The organism is Paenibacillus ginsengihumi DSM 21568 (genome assembly GCF_000380965.1).
Taxonomy (GTDB): Bacteria; Bacillota; Bacilli; order Paenibacillales; family NBRC-103111; genus Paenibacillus_G; species Paenibacillus_G ginsengihumi.
This window is the reverse complement of sequence record NZ_KB905572.1, coordinates 54,733-73,417: the sequence shown is the minus strand read 5'-3', so window position 1 is coordinate 73,417 and position 18,685 is coordinate 54,733. Positions and strand designations below refer to the sequence as shown.

General features: G+C 57.7%; 14 protein-coding genes and 2 pseudogenes. 11 read left to right on the top strand and 5 right to left on the bottom strand.

Translation table 11 applies throughout. The features are described from left to right. A pseudogene (locus tag F591_RS32020) lies at positions 1 to 223 on the top strand (hypothetical protein); the annotation flags it as partial. 67 nt (positions 224 to 290) lie between these two features. Here F591_RS32020 and F591_RS28135 read toward each other — a convergent pair. From F591_RS28135 to F591_RS0114095, 3 genes are all read right to left on the bottom strand, one after another. Next, entirely contained in the window at positions 291 to 1,115 is an 825-nt protein-coding gene (locus tag F591_RS28135) for a DJ-1/PfpI family protein (RefSeq protein ID WP_019535263.1), read from the bottom strand. A gap of 2 nt (positions 1,116 to 1,117) precedes the next feature. Further along, positions 1,118 to 1,762, bottom strand: a complete 645-nt coding sequence (locus F591_RS0114100) for a DUF2306 domain-containing protein (RefSeq protein ID WP_019535262.1) — start codon at positions 1,760 to 1,762, stop codon at positions 1,118 to 1,120. A 62-nt stretch (positions 1,763 to 1,824) separates the two neighbouring features. Then, on the bottom strand, positions 1,825 to 2,859 hold the full coding sequence (locus tag F591_RS0114095) for a DJ-1/PfpI family protein (protein ID WP_019535261.1): 1,035 nt from the start codon (positions 2,857 to 2,859) through the stop codon (positions 1,825 to 1,827). Positions 2,860 to 3,115: 256 nt separating this feature from the next. On the opposite strand from F591_RS0114095, the gene F591_RS0114090 reads away from it, so the two are divergent. After that, positions 3,116 to 3,802 (top strand): response regulator transcription factor, encoded by a 687-nt coding sequence (locus F591_RS0114090; RefSeq protein WP_019535260.1) that lies wholly within the window; start codon positions 3,116 to 3,118, stop codon positions 3,800 to 3,802. Between the two features lies 1 nt (position 3,803). After that, complete coding sequence (locus tag F591_RS0114085) at positions 3,804 to 5,156, top strand: sensor histidine kinase (protein ID WP_019535259.1); 1,353 nt, start codon at positions 3,804 to 3,806, stop codon at positions 5,154 to 5,156. A 190-nt stretch (positions 5,157 to 5,346) separates the two neighbouring features. Here F591_RS0114085 and F591_RS33405 read toward each other — a convergent pair. Next, positions 5,347 to 5,900: pseudogene (locus tag F591_RS33405) on the bottom strand (DinB family protein). A 192-nt stretch (positions 5,901 to 6,092) separates the two neighbouring features. Here F591_RS33405 and F591_RS0114075 point away from each other — a divergent pair. From F591_RS0114075 to F591_RS0114065, 3 genes are all read left to right on the top strand, one after another. Further along, the gene (locus F591_RS0114075) at positions 6,093 to 6,494 is read left to right on the top strand and encodes an Rrf2 family transcriptional regulator (protein WP_019535257.1); all 402 of its coding nucleotides are present in this window, start codon (positions 6,093 to 6,095) and stop codon (positions 6,492 to 6,494) included. Between the two features lie 219 nt (positions 6,495 to 6,713). Then, complete coding sequence (locus tag F591_RS0114070) at positions 6,714 to 7,613, top strand: class I SAM-dependent methyltransferase (protein ID WP_019535256.1); 900 nt, start codon at positions 6,714 to 6,716, stop codon at positions 7,611 to 7,613. 275 nt (positions 7,614 to 7,888) lie between these two features. Next, positions 7,889 to 9,118, top strand: coding sequence for a CapA family protein (locus tag F591_RS0114065; RefSeq protein WP_019535255.1), 1,230 nt, complete (start codon positions 7,889 to 7,891; stop codon positions 9,116 to 9,118). Between the two features lie 100 nt (positions 9,119 to 9,218). Here F591_RS0114065 and F591_RS32305 read toward each other — a convergent pair whose 3' ends face one another. Next, on the bottom strand, positions 9,219 to 11,291 hold the full coding sequence (locus F591_RS32305) for an inorganic diphosphatase (RefSeq protein WP_019535254.1): 2,073 nt from the start codon (positions 11,289 to 11,291) through the stop codon (positions 9,219 to 9,221). 266 nt (positions 11,292 to 11,557) lie between these two features. Between F591_RS32305 and F591_RS0114055 the strand changes: the two genes are divergently transcribed. The 5 genes from F591_RS0114055 (at position 11,558) to cydC (ending at position 18,555) form a co-directional block, all read left to right on the top strand. Continuing rightward, positions 11,558 to 11,896 carry a c-type cytochrome gene (locus F591_RS0114055; protein WP_019535253.1) on the top strand — a complete coding sequence of 113 codons (339 nt, stop codon included), beginning with the start codon at positions 11,558 to 11,560 and terminating at the stop codon, positions 11,894 to 11,896. A gap of 359 nt (positions 11,897 to 12,255) precedes the next feature. Continuing rightward, positions 12,256 to 13,668 carry a cytochrome ubiquinol oxidase subunit I gene (locus F591_RS0114050; protein ID WP_019535252.1) on the top strand — a complete coding sequence of 471 codons (1,413 nt, stop codon included), beginning with the start codon at positions 12,256 to 12,258 and terminating at the stop codon, positions 13,666 to 13,668. Next, positions 13,655 to 14,668, top strand: a complete 1,014-nt coding sequence (gene cydB / locus F591_RS0114045; protein WP_019535251.1) for a cytochrome d ubiquinol oxidase subunit II — start codon at positions 13,655 to 13,657, stop codon at positions 14,666 to 14,668. The genes F591_RS0114050 and cydB overlap by 14 nt, the downstream gene beginning before the upstream one ends. Next, a complete protein-coding gene (cydD, locus tag F591_RS0114040; protein ID WP_019535250.1) occupies positions 14,668 to 16,725 on the top strand; it encodes a thiol reductant ABC exporter subunit CydD in 2,058 nt (685 codons plus the stop codon). The genes cydB and cydD overlap by 1 nt, the downstream gene beginning before the upstream one ends. 33 nt (positions 16,726 to 16,758) lie before the next feature. Then, on the top strand, positions 16,759 to 18,555 hold the full coding sequence (gene cydC, locus F591_RS0114035) for a thiol reductant ABC exporter subunit CydC (RefSeq protein WP_019535249.1): 1,797 nt from the start codon (positions 16,759 to 16,761) through the stop codon (positions 18,553 to 18,555). Positions 18,556 to 18,685: the final 130 nt, after the last annotated feature.

Below are 18,685 nucleotides of genomic sequence, written 5' to 3'. Positions count from 1 at the left end.
GGATGATATTGAACGCAAAGGCAGGCTGGAGGGCATACTCGAGGGCAAGCGCGAGGGAATACTCGAAGGCAAGCTCGAAGGCAAGCGTGAAGCCAAAGAAGAAATCGCTAAAAATATGATCAAAATGGGAATGGACACGACGTCCATTGTCCAGGCGACGGGCATTCCGGAAAAGAGAGTTGAGGAACTTCGGGAGTTAGGAAACGAATTATTGGAGCAATAGAAAAAAGCCATCCTGTCGTCAAGGATGGCTTTTCAGCGAATACATAACCTGGTTTGAAATCTCGTCCTCACTTTTCGGCGTTGCTTGCGGAGGATGCCGGTTGTTCTTTTTTCGTCGCTTCTTGACTTGTAAAATCGATTGGGGCTATGCCTTCCGCCTTCCACACCGTGCCTCTCCGCTCGTACTCGAATAATTTTTCAATCGTATTCGCGATTTGCGGCCCTAGCTCGCGCTCGACCAAATACAAAGCCACGTCAAGTCCCGACGTCACGCCTCCCCCGGTCACGAGGCGAGGACCGTCTTCGACGACTCTGGCATCTACCGGAATGGCGCCCGCAGCTTTCAACGCGTCCATGCCGATCGAATTGGTCACGGCATGACGATCTTTCAGCAAGCCGTCCATGGCCAGCAGCAGCGAGCCCCCGCATACGGTAGCTACCGTGACGTCCTCATTATCCATCGCTCGCTTCATCAAATCCGTCAATGAAGTTTCCTTGGCGCGCCATAATATGCTCGGAATGGCATCATTCGAATTGCCCGCCGGCTTGCCCGAAGCGCCGGGCACTACAATAATTCCCGGACGGTCCGGATCCAATTTGGCTTCAGCCTTGAGGGAGGGCCCGTTCAAACCGCTCGGGACCGAGCGCTTGCCTTCCGCGGATACCAATTCCACCGTCACGGCCCCTTCCGAGTACATTTCCGCGGCAGCGAATACTTCATAGGGCGCGATAACGTCGAGCAGATCGAAGCCGTCGAACAAGACGAATTGCACATGCAGCTTGTTATCCCCCGGCGCAGCGTCATTCTCCTTGGAGATCGCACTTGCCGCAGGGGTAACCGCTAAGCTTAGAACAAGCACGAGCGACATGAGCCATCCAACCATTTTTTTCATCCTTATCTCCATTCCTTTCTGTTCCATGGACTGATCTTTCGAATGATGACCTCGGGAATCAACAGCAGCAGCACAATAGAGCCATATACGCCAATGGTATAGCTGGTCGCGTACATAAGACCGAAGCCGGAATGAACAACGGAAGTAATGAGATGAATGAGCAGATTCGTAAAACAAAAGGCGTAGCTGCGCATCATCCAGTTTCGGTGCTGAGCGATTCGTTTATTTTTGATCTGGATAATCGCCATGATGGTAATAAACGGCCAGATGAGATTAAGCAGATTAAACCCCATGCTGCTGATTTTGCCTCCGGTGGCGTAAGGCGCCATATATCCGGAAGTCAGCACGACAAGCAGTACGGACACAAGATATACGTAGCCGTTGACGCGATGGAACGTGCGGCTTTTTTCAAAGATTCGATTGGAAAAGTTGAGCAGTCCCGACGCCATCGCAATGCAGGCGAAGGCGACATGAACGTACATCACGTTCAACCAGACCGGGAGATTCAGCTCGCGCTTAAGGCCTGTTTTGTGGCTTAAAAAGCCTTCGGCGCCGGGATCGACGATATAATTTTTCACCAGGGAGTGAAGGATAAAGAGAATGGTGACACCGGCCAACAGGCCGTATAAGGTTTTTCGTTTGTTCATGCGATTCCAAACCCCCATGGCTTCTTATGAATTGCGGCACGCAATGCACGGTTAATGCACGGTCAGGAAATTCGCCTGCCCGTTAATTTGGATGCCGGCAGCATACCGGCCTTGGCGGTCCCGGTCATGCGATCCCCGTCGACGGTCACTTCAAATTTCAAGTTCAAGCGCATCGGTTTCGTGACTGGCAGCAGCCAGACAAGCTTGCCCGCCTGCAGCATGGGGTTTACGAATTCGACCGTTTCATTTCCTTGCTCGGCTGTGCCTTGGATCATCCCGTTCCTTGCTCCTATCGAGAGCTTGACCTCCAGTTTCCCAACCGGTGTAGCGATCGTCGCCTCCCAATCCCCCTCGAAGACAGACGACTCTGCGATCGTGAGATCCGAAGAGTCATCTATCATTAGGCTTTGGTCCGCCGCGGCGTTCGGTTCGACGCCTGCGCGTGCCTGTTGACGGCCGGTCGCCATTCCGGTTTCCCGCCAGACGGTCCCTCTCCGTTCAAATTCGAACAACCGCTCTACCGCATGCGCGACGCGCGGCCCAAGCTCGCGTTCCACCAAATACAGCGCGACATCGAGTCCGGAAGTGACGCCGCCGCCGGAAACGAGATTGCCGTCATCCACGACGCGGGCCGGGACGGGAATCGCGCCGGTTGCTCCCAGCACATCCATGCCCATATGGTGGGTGACCGCCGGTCTGCCTTCCAGCAGCCCTCCCATAGCCAGCAGCAGGGAGCCGCCGCATACCGTTGCGACGACGACGTCCTGCTGTGCGAGCGCCTGCCTCATCATACCGGTCAACTCGGTATTCATGGCCCGTCCCAAAATCGCCGGAATCGAGTCAGGGCCGTCTCCCTCGACGTCGCCCGCCGCGCCGGGCACGAGAATGATGCCCGCCCGTTCCGGGTTCAAGCGGCCGCTTGCCTCAACGGCCACCCCGTTGATGCCGCTGGTTACGGACCGCGGCCCTTCGGCGGTGACGAATTCTACGCTTAACGCGCCTTCGGCATTCATCGCCGCAGCGCTAAAAACCTCGTAAGGCGCAATGGCATCCAGCAGGTCGAAGCCGTCAAAAAGCACGATTTGAACCGATAACATATCGAAGTCCTCCCTCGTATCCAAAGTGAGTGTTCCGTGCAGGACGAGTCACCCCGCAGTAAGTGAGTGTTCCGTGCAGGACGAGTCACCCCGCGGTATTTGCCGTCCGTGCGCTCAACAAGAATAGTAACAAATCAATATCTCAAATAGCGCTGCAAAAAGGTCACAAAACAATAAACAAACCATCACAAATCGGGCGGCTGCGTTAGGTTTTTGCGGGAAAAATGATAAACTAGGAGGCAAAGGTGGGATATTCATGAGCGAAGGAGCAACAATACTGGTTGTCGACGATGACCCTAGTATCGTCGAGCTGTTGAGAGACTTTTTGGAATACGAGCAATTTCATGTGATCACCGCCTATGATGCCGATGGGGCGTGGGCCGCGTTGGAGCAGAACGCTGTTCACTGCATTGTGCTCGACATCATGATGCCGGGGCAAAACGGCTTCGAGCTATGCCGCCGGATTCGGGCGGAGAGCAGCGTTCCGATCCTTTTCCTTAGCGCGCGGAGCGACGACGTGGACAAGATTCGCGGACTGACGCTCGGCGGCGACGATTATATTGTCAAAACCGCTTCGCCCGGCGAGATCATAGCGCGAATCAAAGCGGTATTGAGGCGTTCCGCCGCTCAGCGGCAATCGGAGGGAAGGAGCTTGGATTTCGGCCGCATCAGGCTCAATCTGTCCGCAAGAGAAGTATTCGTGGATGGGAAGAATGTATCTCTTACGCCGAGGGAATATGAGCTGCTGCGATTGTTTGCCGAACATCCGAGACATGTATTTACCTATGAGCAGCTGCTGGATAAATTTTGGGACGGGGTGGGCGATAAGCATACGATTCGGGTGCATCTCGGCCGGCTTCGCGACAAAATCGAGGCCGATCCGAACCGGCCGCAGTACCTGGTCAACGTATGGGGTGTAGGGTATCGCTTCGAGGGAGGATAACATGAGAACGCTTCGCATTCGCACGTTTACGATGCTGTGCTTTTTCTTCCTGCTGCTCGTGCCGTGGATTGGCTACATTGCCGCTCACTACATGCAGACAGGAACGATCCGCTTCACGGAAATCGGGCCGAAAGACGAGCTGCTGCAGGAACGGTTGACCGGGATCGTCCGTCTGATCGAAACGAACGCGGATAAGTGGAGCGATCCGAATTGGCAAAACGAGCTGCAGCAAGCGCTGCGGGAGGCGAAGCTGGAGGCGGCGATTGTATCGGCGTCGGATGAGGATATTTTCCGCTCGAATCCGGAACCGCGCAGCGCTTTATCGTCCACCGAACGATTCACGATCATGGAGGACGGACGGCTGCTCGGAAAGATCGTCATCTACTTGCCGAAGTCAAAGACGGTTCTGGCTGTGTCGATGATTGCCGGACTATTGCTCGCATTCTTTATTGTCGGCGTTCAAATGCGAAGGTTCCTGCTTAAGCCCCTCGAGAAGATGAGCCTGGCCGCCAGACAAATCGCCGCAGGAGATTGGGATGCGGAGCTGCCGCGGTCCCGTATCTCCGAAATCTCCCAAGTGCGCGACGGATTCGAAACGATGGTGACAGGACTTCGCCAATCTTTCCGCAAACAAGCGAGACTGGAGGAAGAACGGCGATTCGTGATCGCCGCGGTTGCACATGATTTGCGGACCCCGCTGTTCGCCTTGCGAGGCTATTTGGACGGACTGGAGCAAGGAATCGCTCAATCTCCGGAGAAAATAAGCAAATATGTGGCGGTATGCAAGGAAAAATCGGCACAATTGGACCGGCTCGTCGAGGACTTGTTCACCTTTACGAAGATGGAATATGTGGAGACGAGACTGAACTACGGGACGGCCGATCTCAAGCTCATCCTCGAGAAATCGATCGACAGCATCCGTCCGCTGGCACGGCAAAAGCGCATCTCCATCTCGAACCGCACCGCAGACCATTGCATCGTCCGCGGCGACACGCACCTGCTGGAGCGTGCCCTGAACAATCTTTTGGACAATGCCGTCAGGCATACGCCCTCTTGTGGGGAAATTGTCGTTCAATGTGATAAAGCCGGCGACCGAGTCACGTTTGCGATACGCGATACCGGGCCGGGCTTCTCAGCGGAAGAACTGGAACGGGTGTTTGAACCATTATATCGAGGAGAAGCATCGAGGAACCGTTCCACCGGAGGCAGCGGATTGGGACTGACGATCTCGCAAACCATTATTAGGCGTCACGGCGGGGAGCTTGCTGCCGGCAACCATGCGGAGGGCGGAGCGCTGCTGTCGGGCTCGATCCCCGCAGACCGTCCCGGACCATCCCGATCATTAGTTGATTAATGTCAGCAAATATTCCAGTAACCGAAGGCGATGAGCGATGACGTCCGGAGTCGGAAGAAACAATAAAGCCCGAGAAAAAGCCTTGATTTCACTGGGCTTTTCCCGGGCTTCCATTCCGCACGGCTAGCGGCGAAGCTGCCCGCTGCCGTAAAACGGGCATAGCACACGCTCGTTAAACTCGCCCCGAGTGCTATGACTGGCCGCGCGCCGCTTTCATTGCCGCCGTTTCTTCCTCGTTCGGCCCGTACACGCCCGGCGCCGCCAGTCCTGCCTGACGCATCAATATCGTCATTTGACCGCGGTGATGTATCTGATGGCGGACAAGCATATTGAGCACGCCGGCAGCGGTCGTGTCGATGAAGCCGAACATTTTGATCGGCTGGTCCAGCTGGTCGTCCTTACCCGCCCACTTTGCGCTGAATTCGGCAATGGCGGAATCGCTTGCCCGACGGTACGCCTGCGCGATGGCCGCCGCGGAAGCTCCTTCGGCCGCCGGGATCTCCTCTGCAGCCCGATCTCATTCAAAAAAAAGCCGACGCTCTGGACGATATGCCACGCGATTTCGCCGAGCGTCCGCGGCTGCGCGTCTGACACCGCCTGACTCAAAGAAGCATCCGTCAGCTTGTCCAGCACTTGCAGCGTAAGCGAAGCTTCCTGATTCCAATCGTTTAAAAAACCATTTACCGTAGTGTACACCGCCGCACTCTCCCTTATTTGTTGAAATAACTTCTTCAGCCACAGCATTTCAGGCTCGCCTGGCCACCGGTCTGGCTATCCAATTCTTCAAAAGCAGCTTGCCCTTCTATTATACTAGAGCCGGAAGGATGTTCAACTTCAGCTTGAGTTGATTGCGCCTGATTTGTTAGACTTGACATAACTCGATTTAAAAGCTATCATGGATAAATAAAGTCTTTGATCGGGGGTGAATACTGCGGGATGAAGTTTTCCAAAGCGACGAACTACGCCCTTCATACCATGCTATTTCTTGCCGCAGCCACTCCGAACAAGCTGATCGGCGTACAGCAGCTGGCGGAACGGCAACAGGTTTCGCCGACGTATTTGTCCAAAATCCTTACCAAGCTGGTCAAGGCGGGCATGATCGAATCCACCTCGGGCGCCCATGGCGGCTACCGGTTGAAGCGGAATTGGGAAGAAATTTCGTTCCTCGATATTATTCATGCCATTGAAGGCACGGCTTCCTTGTTCGAATGCGATTTGAACCATAGTCCGGAATGTTTGATCCAGCAGGTGATGGTATCGGCGGAGGAGCAGATGGAGAATTATTTAAGAAACCAAAAAATATCCGAGCTCGCCAAGAAAATGACGGTTGTTCTGTGAAGAACGACCGATCCCGATCATTTGATGATGATCGTCAGCAAATGATCGGCAACCGAAGGTGACGACCGATGACGAAGGATTCATACGTCATAGGCGTCTATTTTTCAATAGATATTAAAGACATAAAAAGTCTTTAAAGTCTTTAAAGTCTTTAAAGTCTTTTATGAGACGCTAGATTTAAGCCAGCAATACGATAATTTGGCGGAGGGGATAAGAAGCATGAGGAACGATTTTTTTAATGAAGCCGTTTGGGAACAAGCCTGGAAGGAAGATGCGAATACCGCAGTGAAGAAGATGAAGCGGGCCGGCATCGATCCGGCGCACACTTTCGACCATAAGGCCAAGACATTCAACGAGCAGACGTTTAGCGAAGAGGGCAGACGAAGAGCCAGACGCATCATGGGTTGGCTGGAAGGACAAGGGGTATCGTTCAAGGATACATCTATTTTAGACATTGGAGCCGCTTCCGGCGGATTTACGGTGCCTTTTGCGGAGAGAGGAGCGCGTGTGACCTCCGTGGAGTCCAGCCTTCCTTTGGTCGAGCTGCTGAAAGAGAACATTAAAGGAATAGCGGGCGGGCAGGTCGAGGTCGTAGCCGAGCCGTTCGAAAACATCGATCTGGAAGCCAAAGGGTGGACGAATGCCTTCGATTTCGTCTTTGTCTCCATGTGCCCGGTGATTGTCGATTGGGAGAGTGTAGAGAGGGTGCTGAGCTGCGCACGGCAGTTTTGCTATATCAGCATGTCGGTCGGCTCCAGAGAGCACAGTCTGCTCAATGAGATTTGGCCTCTGGTTACGGATCAGCCTATGAAGAGCAAGCATCTGGAGATGGCTTATCTGCTCCATTTATTATATCTCAAAGGCTATTCCTATGAGTCGCTCGTTACCCGGGAAATGAAAACGACGGAGGTGACTCGGGAAGCGGCGCTCCAGGAGGTTATGGATTGGTTGAAAATATATGGTTTGCCTGCGAACGATCGGAACCGGAGCATCGCCGCCGAGTATTTGGAACGGACTTATCCGGCTGATAAGGTGGAAATCCGGCAGGGCGGCCGCTTCGGCAAGGTGCTGATTCGATTGCAGGATCAGAGCATGTACACCAGGGAGTCCGCAAGATAACGAGGGGAAAGCGGCGGCAGTCTAAGACTTAACGTCAGACTAAGGCACGAGCGCGGTATCCGTGGACCGAAACCAATAAAACCATTTGCAACTCGCGATCCGGCCATTACATGGTATTGGGGAGCGAGTTTTTTTCTTGCTTATATGATAATTATGGAAAAGGGTCATTTTATTTGGTAAGCTGGGAATGCTTAATCATACATCATAGAGACAAGCAAGGCGGCGCATTCTTCAGCAATCTGCGTCGCTTAGCGATGAAGAGGGGTCACTTTGTAATGGCAAATTGGAAACGTCACGCACTTTTTCTCGTCATGGCGGTTTTTTTAACGTTGACCGGCGTGGGCTGTCAGCCCAAAGATGCGGCAAACCCGCCGCAGCAGCAAGCGCAGCCTCAGCCTCCTGCGGGCTTGCCCGATCCGAAGACGGACCCGCTGCAGGCGCCCGGAGCCGATTCGAGCGCGAAGCCGGAGGGGCCCGAACCGGACGAGCGGGAGCGCGTATACCAAGTAAAACTCGCTTTTGTCGGGGACGTCCTCATTCACAGGTCGATTTACAAAGACGCCAAGACGGAGGACGGTTACGATTTTCGGCCGATGTTCGAGCCGGTCAAGAAGTACATCGAGGAGGCGGATATCGCGCTGGCGAATCAGGAGAGCATGATCGGCGGCGCGGCGCTCGGCCTGTCCGACTATCCGCGGTTCAACGGTCCGTCCGAGGTCGGCGATGCGCTCAAGGACGCCGGTTTCGACGTGGTCAATTTGGCGAATAACCATACGCTGGATCGAGGACCGGAAGCTGTCGAAAACACGATCCGGCATTACCGCGATCTCGGCATCCAGTATACGGGCGCCTACTTGTCCGAGGAAGACCGGCAGCAGCTTCGCACGATGGACAAAAACGGCGTCAAATTTTGCTTCCTGTCTTACACGTACGGAACGAACGGAATCCCGGTGCCGGAGGGCAAGCCCTATCTGGTTAACTTGATCGATGAGCCGACCATTCGGGAGGATGTCGCGAAAGCGCGCGGCCAATCGGATGTGGTGGTCGTCAGCCTCCATTTCGGGCAGGAATACGTCAATATGCCGAACGACGAACAGAAACGGATTGCCCGCGCCGCCGCGGAAGCCGGGGCGACGATCATTATCGGACATCACCCGCACGTGCTGCAGCCTGCGGAATGGATCGAGACGGAGGACGGCCGGAAAGCGTTCGTCGTCTATTCGCTTGGCAATTTTCTGGCTGGCCAGGAGGGGACCCGCAAACGAATCGGCGGCATCCTTCAGCTGGACGTGGAAAAAACAGTCAAGGGCCAGGATGCCTGTATTCAAGTGAAGCGGCCTACGTTCATCCCGACCTGGATCCATATGGTCAACTGGCGGAAATATAAAGTCGAGCCGCTGCGGACGGTGGAAAAGGACCAGCTCCCCCAAGCGGATGCGGTTTGGAGCGAAATCGCCGATCATATGAAGCGCTGGATGCCCGAGCTGCACGTAGCCGAAGGATGAGCCGTATCGTGCGAAGCCAGGATATGCTGAATCGGGTTTCACCGTCAACGGAAAGGGGCGACCCGTTCGTATTCGAACAAGGTCGCCCCTTCATCCATCCTCACTTTAACACTTCGATTTGCCCCGCAGATTCGTTCCACCTCGTCTTGACTTCCAACTGCTCAGCGACAAAGCTTAACGGAACAAACATCGAGCCGTTCATGAGCTGCGGCATCAGATCCAGCTCGATCGGCGCGCCGTTCTGATCGGCAGCCACAGCGTTACCCAAGGCGATAGTGTACGCTTTGCCGTTATATTTCACGGTGGCGCTGCGCGCGGCTTCGTCCCAACCGATCTCCGCGCCGATCAGCTCGGCGATTGCTCGGAGCGGGACTAAGGTGCGGTTGTCGGATGCCGTTTTCTCGACGCCGCCGATTACCGCATCGCTGCTCACCGGCATTCCTTGATACCGCTGGAGGGCGCCCGCTACTTCCGCCTGGGCTGCGGCCGCTTTATCAAACCCGTTAATTTCTACATACTTGCGGTTGGATGGAAGCAGCTTGTACACCTTGAAGAACATCTCGATCTGTTCGGCTTGCATGGCGGGAAGCTCCGAAATATCCGTCACCTTGTCATATGTCGGATCGACATCGCTCACCGGAACCGCGACGATCTTGTCGTCCGCCTCGCCATCGTCGATCATCTTCAGCATGCCGATCGCGCGCACCTTCACGACCGTCCCCGGCACAAGCGGCTGCCTGGCGAGAACGAGCACGTCCAGCGGATCGCCGTCGCCTCCCTTGCTTTGCGGAATCGATCCGTAATTGCCCGGGTAATGAACGGCCATCGATTGGAAGCGATCGGCGACGAGATGTCCGGTATCCGCATCGATCTCGTATTTCGTAAAGCTCCCGGCCGGAATTTCGATCACCGCGTTGAATTCCGCAGCGCCGCTTCCCTCTTGCGGATAATCGAAGGGATGCACCCAATCGAAGGCCGTTTGGTTATCCGCTTTCCGGTATTGCTCGATCGCTGTCTTCAACGCCGTTTTCGTCGCTGCCGCATCGGTGTATCCGTTCAATTCTACGGATTTACGTCCTGCCGGAAGCTGTTTGTACACGGCAAAAAACTTCTCGATTCGCTGCGCCTCGATTTCCGGCAAGTCGCCAATATCGTGAATGGAATCATAGGTCGGATCTACATCGGACACCGGAACAGCGACAATCTTCTCGTCCGGTTCCCCGCCGTCGATCATTTTCAGGGTGCCGATCGGCCTTACTTTAATGAAGGTTTTCGGCGCCAGCGGCTCTCTCGTTAAGACGATCACGTCGAGCGGATCGCCGTCGCCGCCGATCGTCTGGGGAATCGAGCCGTAGTTTGCAGGATATTTCACCGGCATCGACTGGAAGCGGTCCGCCACCAAATGTCCGTTATCCGCGTCGATTTCGTATTTCGTAAAGCTTCCGGCCGGAATTTCGATCAGAGCCATGATCTCGTCCGGGAATTGAGCGTCCTGCGGATAATGGAACGGCGGAAGATACGGGATATATTTTTGCGCACTATGATTCGCTTTGTAGGCGTTAACCGCTTGCTTGATCGCTTGCTTCGTCGCTTCCGCCTGCTCGAAGCCGTCCAGCTCGACGATTTTTCTTCCTTCCGGAAGCTGCTTGTACACTGCGAAAAACTGTTCAATGCGCTCAACTTCGATTTCGGGAAGATCGGACAGCGCCTTGACGTTCTTGTAGGACGGGTCGATTTTCGCTGCCGGGACGGCAACGACTTTATCGTCCGGTTCCCCGCCGTCGATCATTTTCAGGGTGCCGATCGGCCGCACCTTGATGACGGTTCCTGGGGCCAGCGGTTCTCTCGTCAAGACGATGACGTCAAGCGGGTCCCCGTCGCCGCCGATTGTCTGCGGGATTGAGCCGTAGTTGCCCGGATACTGAACGGACATCGATTGGAAGCGGTCGGCAACGACGTACCCGGTATCGGCATCGATTTCATATTTGATCAAGCTGCCTTGCGGAATTTCGATCACTGCGTAAATCTCTTCCGGATACTCTTTCGATTGGGGGTAATCGAAAGGATGGATCCATTGGGTGCTGCTGCTGTCCGTTTCTTGAGCGGAAACAGGGCCAGCAAAGAGAGAAGCGAATAAAGACATCAACAGCATGATGACCAGCCTTTTGTTCATTTGGACCTCCTATGGAATATCGTCTCAAATGATTATTGTAGAAGTTGAATGTTAACCGAACATAACGGCTGCGTTATGGAATTGTAAAAATCGAAGGGCAGATTCGCCTCTTCGGTAGCTCCTACGAGCTATATAAAAAGGTTTGAGCTTGCTTGACAATAGGAAATGGTCCAGCAAAATCAGTGCCGATACTTAGAGCTGCCTGGTCAAGCACTGATTGCAGTTTTGTGCCGCAGCAAGGTCAATTTAAAAATGGAGGGACGAAAATGAACGGTTGGGTGAGATTTTGGATCGGAGCATGTATGGTCGGAGCTTTGACTGGCTGCGGAGGCGGCGGTCAGTCCGAAGGGATGGCCTCCCATCAAGAGCTGGCGCTTCCTGCCGTGTATCGGCAGAACTGCATGTCCTGCCACGGCAATGAATTGCAAGGGAAGGTCGGCCCAAGTCTGCAAACGGTAGGGAGCCGGATGAGCGAAGAGGAAATCATTCAAGTGATTCGTGACGGAAAAGGCGGCATGCCGGCTTACGGCAAACGGCTGAGCGAGGAGGAAATCTCATCGGTCGCCTCATGGCTGGCGGAGCAGCAATCGCGCGGGGAGCAATAAGCAACCGGGCGCGCCGCCGTCGGCTTGTCCGCTAGGCTGATCGGCTGCTCGCTGACGGGCGTTCCGACCGGTGTGACGCATAGCGCACGGCCGGGTTGGAAGCCAGCTTCATAAATGTGTTAAATTTCACAAAGTTGTCGACAGCCAGTCACAGAACGATCACTTTGATCCCTCTTTCGAGTCATACGAGCGGCGCTGCCGGTTTACTATAATGAAGACGACTCCGGAGCGACTAGCTAGCTACTGGTTTGGAAATTCAGCGGCATCCACAGGATGAATTTTCAACACCGCAGGTGACGACCGATGACGAAGGAATCGCTCGTCATAGGCGTTTAAGCATCGAGAAAGGGCGTGACAAGGTGGAAGTCGTCGATCTGGCTCGTCTTCAATTTGCGCTCACCACGATTTTCCACTATGTGTATGTGCCGATCTCCATCGGCCTGTCGCTGATCGTGGCGATCATGGAGACGCTGTATGTGGTGAAGAAGGACGGAAAGTTTAAACGGATGGCTCAGTTTTGGGGCACGTTTTTGCTGATCAACTTTGCGGTCGGCATTGTGACAGGCATTTTGCAGGAATTTCAGTTCGGCATGAACTGGTCCGATTTTTCGCGGTTTGTCGGCGACGTGTTCGGCGCGCCGCTGGCGATTGAAGCGCTGCTGGCCTTTTTCCTGGAATCGACTTTTATCGGATTATGGGTGTTCGGGTGGGAGCGGCTGTCCAAAGGACTGCATTTGGCCTGCATGTGGCTTGTATCCGTCGGCACGATGCTGTCGGCGCTGTGGATTTTGGCTGCCAACTCGTTCATGCAGCGCCCGGTAGGCTACGCGATTGTGAATGGCCGCGCGGAAATGACGGATTTTGTCGCGTTGCTGACGAACGGGCAATTGCTGTGGGAATTTCCGCATACTGTGTTTGCCGCTTACGCCACCGGCGCTTTTCTGGTGATCGGCATCAGCGCCTGGAAGCTGCTGCGGCAAGAGGAGGTGCCGTTTTTTCAATCGTCGCTGCGCATCGGTCTGATCGTAGGCTGCATATCGTCGCTGGCCATCGCCCAATTCGGGCACGGTCAGGCTCAATATTTGGTGAAGACCCAGCCGATGAAGATGGCCGCCAGCGAAGGGCTGTGGGAGAGGAGTGCAGACCCCGCCCCATGGACGATCGTTGCGGCGATCGATACCGAATCGCAGACCAACCGCCTGGAATGGAAAGTGCCCTATTTGCTCAGTTTTTTGTCCTACAACAAGTTCGGCGGCTCCGTCCCCGGTATGAAGGAGCTGCAGGCGGAATACGAAGCGGCGTACGGACCGGGAAACTATATTCCCCCAGTGAAGACGACCTTCTGGAGCTTTCGGATCATGATCGCGGCTGGGGTCGGGATGATTCTGCTCAGTCTATACGGCATATACCGGATGGCGCGCAAAAAGCTGATGCCCCTCCCCCGCTGGTATTTGTCGCTGCTGGTGGCCGCGATCTCGCTTCCGTTCATCGGCAATACGGCAGGCTGGATTATGACGGAAATCGGCCGCCAGCCGTGGACGGTGTTCGGGCTGCTCCGTACGGAACAGTCGGTGTCGCCCGGCGTAAGCGCAGGGCAGGTAGGCTTTTCGCTGCTTTCGTTTACGACCGTATATTTGATCCTGCTCGCTCTTACCGTCTGGCTGTTTTATCGCACGGCGCGCAAGGGGCCGGCGGCAGAGCTGCGGGCGGACGCGGCGGACACGTTCGATCCTTACCGTTTGGAAGGGGGAGGCCGGCATGGCGCTGAATGAGCTGTGGTTTGTGCTCGTTGCTGTATTGATTACCGGATTTTTCTTCCTGGAGGGCTTCGATTTCGGCGTCGGCATGGCCTCACAGCACCTGACCCGGGACGAATGGGAGCGCCGTGCGATCATCAATACGATCGGGCCGTTCTGGGACGCCAACGAGGTATGGCTGATCACGGCGGCGGGGGCGATGTTTGCGGCTTTTCCCCATTGGTATGCGACGATGTTCAGCGGCTTTTATACGCTGCTGACCTTGATCTTGCTGGCCCTCATCTTTCGCGGCGTCGCGTTCGAATTCCGGGGCAAAGCCGAAGGCCGGGCGTGGAGGCGCATCTGGGATGCCGCGATTTGGACAGGCAGCTTCTTTCCGCCGTTCCTCTTGGGAACCGTGCTTGCCGCACTCTTGGCGGGCGTGCCCATCGATGCCGATATGGAGATGAGCGCGCGTTTCGCCGACCTGATTAACGGCTACACTGTGCTTGCGGGGATCGCGCTCGTCGGATTGTGCTGGTTGCACGGTCTCGTATTCCTGGGGCTGCGGACGACAGGGGCGCTGCGCGAGCGAGCACTCGCGAAAGCCAGACGCTGGCTGCCGTGGCAAGCGGCTCTGCTGGGCGGCCTGGCCGTCTGGACCGTCGCCGTCACCGACCTGGCGGAGCGCCGCGGGGCCTGGCTAATCGCCGCCTTGTGCCTGGGCGTTCTCGCGGTGCTGCTGGCCGGTTACTTCCTGCGCCGCGGCCGGGAGGGCCTGGGATTTGCCATGACCGGCTTGCTGATCATTTTGCTGTTCGCCACGCTGTTTGCCGGCTTGTTCCCGCGCCTGATGGTCAGCTCCATGGGCGATGACCTGTCCTTGACGATCTATAACGCCGCCTCCGGCGATTATACGCTGCGGGCGATGACCGTTGTGGCCGCGATGCTGCTGCCGTTCGTGCTCGCCAATCAGGCGTGGAGCTACTTCGTGTTCCATAAGCGAATCACGGACCGCGATCATCTGGAGTACTGATGGACAGGAGATGGCTTGCGCTTGCCGGAATCCGGCAGCTTGCGCTGAAGCTGACGGCTCTGTCGCTGCTGCAAGCGGCGGCCGTCGTGGCGCAGGCGCTGCTTCTGGCCGAAGCGATTCGTCTGCTGTTCGAAGGTCAGGCTTTCCGCGATGCCCTTCCTTCCCTAATGCTGTTTGCCGTCGTGCTTGCGGTTCGCCAAACCTTGGTCTGGCTGCAGCAGCGCGCGGCGGGCTCGTTTGCGGAGCAGAGGAGCGGGGAAGAGCGGGAGCGGCTCGTTGTCCGCCTGTTTGAACGCGGGCCGCAGTTTGCGGCCAGGGAAAACAGCGGCCGGCTGGTGACGCTGGCGATGGAAGGCGCGGAGCGGCTTCGCGCTTATCTGGAAATGGCGATCCCGCGAGCGATCGATACGCCGATCGTGACGCTGGCGGTGCTGCTCGCCGTCTATCGGCTTGATGCGATATCCGGCCTCATTCTGACGGCAGCCCTGCCGCTCATCGTCGCCTTCATGATTGTGCTCGGCACAACCGCGCGCAAGCAGGCCGATCGGCAATGGGGCACGTTTCGCCAGCTGGCCGGCCATTTTGCCGATTCCTTGCGCGGGCTTAAGACGCTGGCCGCATTGGGCCAAAGCCGGGCGTTCGGCCAGTCGGTCGCCCGGACGGCGGATCGCTATCGGCAGGCGGTGATGCGCACGCTGCGGGTCGCCTTTTTGTCCTCGCTGGCGCTCGATGTGCTCAGCATGCTGGCGATTGCTTCCGTTGCGGTAGGGCTCGGGCTTCGCTTGATCGAGGGCCGCATCGAATTCGGCGCGGCGCTTGCGGTTTTGCTGCTGGCACCGGAGTTTTTCGCTCCGATCAAGCAGCTTGGCGCGGATTACCACGCTTCGCTGGAGGGCAAGGAGGCCTGGACCGCGATGCAGGCCGCTTGCGGCGATATGTCCGGCCGCGTCGCCCCCGAACCGGCGGAGCATCCTGCCGCCTGCCAGGCGGACAGCGTGCTGACGCTGGAGGGCGCCGGCGTCGCCAATGCCGAAGGGGCGATGCTGCTGCGCGACGTTTCCCTTCAGCTTCTTCCGCAGCATCGCTGGATCGGCATCGCAGGCGCCAGCGGAGCAGGCAAAACGACGCTGCTCGGGCTCATCGGCGGCCTGATCGAAGCGAGCGCCGGCGAAATCCGGCTGGACGGCAAGCCGCTTCGCGGCGCCGGCTGGGCGCGCTGGCGCAGCCAGATCGCCTACATTCCGCAGCACCCGCATCTGTTCAGCTTATCGCTCGCCGACAATATCCGCTTCTATGAACCGGGGGCTTCCGCTGAGCAAGTGGAGCGGGCGGTTCAGGCAGCGGGACTGGGCGATCTGGTGCGGGAGCTGCCCCGCGGCCTGGAGGAGCGGATCGGAGAGGGCGGCAGGGCGTTAAGCGGGGGCGAGGCCCAGCGCGTCGCGCTGGCCAGAGCGCTCGTCAGCGGCCGGCCGATCGTCCTGCTGGACGAGCCGACGGCCCATCTGGATGTGGAAACCGAATGGGAATTAAAGCAAACATTGCTGCAAGCACTGGCCGGCAAGCGGGTCATTATGGCGACGCATCGCCTGCATTGGATGAAAGAGATGCAGGAGGTATGGGTCGTGGAGCAGGGGCGGCTCGTCGAGCGCGGCACGCATGAGGAGCTGCGGCGGCGCGGCGGCGTATATGCGCGCATGCTGGAGACCGGCAGCGGGAATGCCGGCATGCAGGTGACTGGCAGCGGGAATGCCGACGTGTGGGTGACTGGCAGCGGGAATGCCAGCGTGCAGGAGACCGGCAGCGGGAACGCCGGCATGCAGGTGACTGGCAGCGGGAATGCCGGCATGCAGGTGACTGGCAGCGGGAATGCCGGCATGCAGGTGACTGGCAGCGGGAATGCCGGCATGCAGGTGACTGGCAGCGGGAATGCCGGCATGCAGGTGACTGGCAGCGGGAATGCCGGCATGCAGGTGACTGGCAGCGGGAATGCCGACGTGCAGGAGACCGGCAGCGGGAACGCCGGCATGCAGGTGAATGGCAATCGGGAAGGCAAGTAAGCCGGGGAACGGCAGCAGGGGGTGGCGCAAGTCATGAAGGAGCAGACGGACAAGCGGATAAGCTGGCTGCTTATCGGGGGACGACGCTTTTGGCAAACGATGCTGCTTACGGTCGTGCTCGGCTCATTGGCCGCAGGCTGCGCCGCAGCGCTGATGTACACGTCAGGCGAGCTGATCTCCCGCTCGGCCTTACGTCCGGACAATGTCCTCATGGTCTATGTCCCGATCGTGCTCGTCCGCGCCTTTGGCTTCGGCAAAGCGGCGCTGCAGTATGCGGAGCGGCTGGCAGGGCATCATGCCGCGCTCCGCGCGTTATCCGCCATGCGGGTGAAGCTCTACCGCCTGCTGGAGCGTCAGGCCGTGGATTTGAAAAGCCGCTACCGGACAGGGCAGCTGCTGGGACTGCTGGCGGACGATATCGAGCAGCTGCAAAATGTGTACCTCCGCGTGGCGTTCCCGGCGCTTTCCGGTCTGGCCGTCTATGGCGGCGTCTGCTTCCTGCTGGCCGATTCCGCCGGGCTGGCGGCGCTGTGGCTCGCAGCCTATGGCGGCGTATGGCTGCTGGCTGTGCCGCTGCTTGCCCTGTGGCGCGCCGATACGGCGCGGCGGGCCAGCCAGCCGCACCGCGCGCTGCTCTACAGCGAGCTGGCCGACGCCTGGTTCGGCATGACCGACTGGACGCTGAGCGGCCGAACGGCGCAGGCGATCGCCTCGTTTCGCCAGCGACAGGCTGCCGCCGGCATCCGGGAAAAGGCGCTTCGCCGCATGGAATGGCGCAGACAATGGCTTTCCCGCTGCGCGGCGGCCGGCGCGGTATTGCTGACGGCGCTGTGGGTTTCGGGCGAGCTGGAAGCCGGGCGGATGGAGCATATATATGCCGCCGCATGCGTGCTGGCCGTGTTTCCGCTGATGGAGACGCTCGCCAAGGTGAACGATGCGGTCGTCCGCCTGCCGGACTATCGGGTCTCCCTGCAGCGGCTTGCGCAGGTCGAGGCTGACAGCCAGGCTGTGCGGGCGGAGGAAGCCAGCAAGCAGGTGGAGCCGTTCCCCGTCTTAGGACCGGTTCATATTGAGGCGAAGCGCATCGGCTACCGCTACGCATCGGCATCCGGTTGGGCGTTGCGGGATGTATCGCTCAGCTTGCCGCAGGGGAGCAAGGTGGCCGTGCTGGGGCGCAGCGGAGCGGGGAAGTCCACGCTGCTGCAGCTGCTGTGCGGGCAGCGCGCCCCGGCGGAGGGACGGGTGACGGTTCGTTCGCTGTCCGCGCAGTTTGCACAGGCCGCGAAGGGCATGCAGAACGCGCAGGATATGCAGGACATGCAGGCGGAACTGGCGGGCTGCTTCTCCGTCCTGGACCAGAAGCCGCATTTGTTTCATACGACCGTTGCCAACAACGTTCGCCTGGGGCGAAGCGACGCTTCCGACGAAGAAATACGCCAGGCGCTCCGGCGCGTCGGGCTGGAGCAGCTGGTCGATGCGCTTCCCGCAGGCTTGGACACGCCGATGGAGGAAGCGGGCAGCCGATTTTCCGGAGGCGAGCGGCAGCGCATTGCGCTGGCCCGCATCCTGCTTGCCTCAAGGCCGGTCGTACTGCTCGACGAGCCGACAACCGGGCTGGACCGGCGGGCGGAGCTGGATCTGATCCGAACGTTGTTCGCGGTATTGGAGGAGCGTACCGTGGTCTGGTTTACCCATCGGCTCACTGGCATCGAGGCGATGGATGAAATCGTGTTTCTGGAGCGGGGGACGGTCGTTATGCGCGGAACGCATGAAGAGCTGATGAGCCGGTATGAGCGCTATCGCAGGCTGTATGAGCTGGATCATTTGTAGCGGAAGGGAGCATCGGGGAAAAAAGGTGCATCGGACGAGCCGGCTCAGATCGGCCTTGCTGCCTTGCATGCCGCTCATGATGCCGCAGTGCTGCCGATGGAATACAGCCATATTGTTGGCCGCAGTGTGT

What these genes read in the sequence shown, in the direction of transcription:
- F591_RS28135 (WP_019535263.1), bottom strand. Translation starts at nt 1,115, where the DNA reads ATGAAAAAAATGGTTGGATGGCTCATGTCGCTCGTGCTTGTTCTAAGC.
- F591_RS0114100 (WP_019535262.1), bottom strand. Translation starts at nt 1,762, where the DNA reads ATGAACAAACGAAAAACCTTATACGGCCTGTTGGCCGGTGTCACCATT.
- F591_RS0114095 (WP_019535261.1), bottom strand. Translation starts at nt 2,859, where the DNA reads ATGTTATCGGTTCAAATCGTGCTTTTTGACGGCTTCGACCTGCTGGAT.
- F591_RS0114090 (WP_019535260.1), top strand. Translation starts at nt 3,116, where the DNA reads ATGAGCGAAGGAGCAACAATACTGGTTGTCGACGATGACCCTAGTATC.
- F591_RS0114085 (WP_019535259.1), top strand. Translation starts at nt 3,804, where the DNA reads ATGAGAACGCTTCGCATTCGCACGTTTACGATGCTGTGCTTTTTCTTC.
- F591_RS0114075 (WP_019535257.1), top strand. Translation starts at nt 6,093, where the DNA reads ATGAAGTTTTCCAAAGCGACGAACTACGCCCTTCATACCATGCTATTT.
- F591_RS0114070 (WP_019535256.1), top strand. Translation starts at nt 6,714, where the DNA reads ATGAGGAACGATTTTTTTAATGAAGCCGTTTGGGAACAAGCCTGGAAG.
- F591_RS0114065 (WP_019535255.1), top strand. Translation starts at nt 7,889, where the DNA reads ATGGCAAATTGGAAACGTCACGCACTTTTTCTCGTCATGGCGGTTTTT.
- F591_RS32305 (WP_019535254.1), bottom strand. Translation starts at nt 11,291, where the DNA reads ATGAACAAAAGGCTGGTCATCATGCTGTTGATGTCTTTATTCGCTTCT.
- F591_RS0114055 (WP_019535253.1), top strand. Translation starts at nt 11,558, where the DNA reads ATGAACGGTTGGGTGAGATTTTGGATCGGAGCATGTATGGTCGGAGCT.
- cydB (WP_019535251.1), top strand. Translation starts at nt 13,655, where the DNA reads ATGGCGCTGAATGAGCTGTGGTTTGTGCTCGTTGCTGTATTGATTACC.
- cydD (WP_019535250.1), top strand. Translation starts at nt 14,668, where the DNA reads ATGGACAGGAGATGGCTTGCGCTTGCCGGAATCCGGCAGCTTGCGCTG.
- cydC (WP_019535249.1), top strand. Translation starts at nt 16,759, where the DNA reads ATGAAGGAGCAGACGGACAAGCGGATAAGCTGGCTGCTTATCGGGGGA.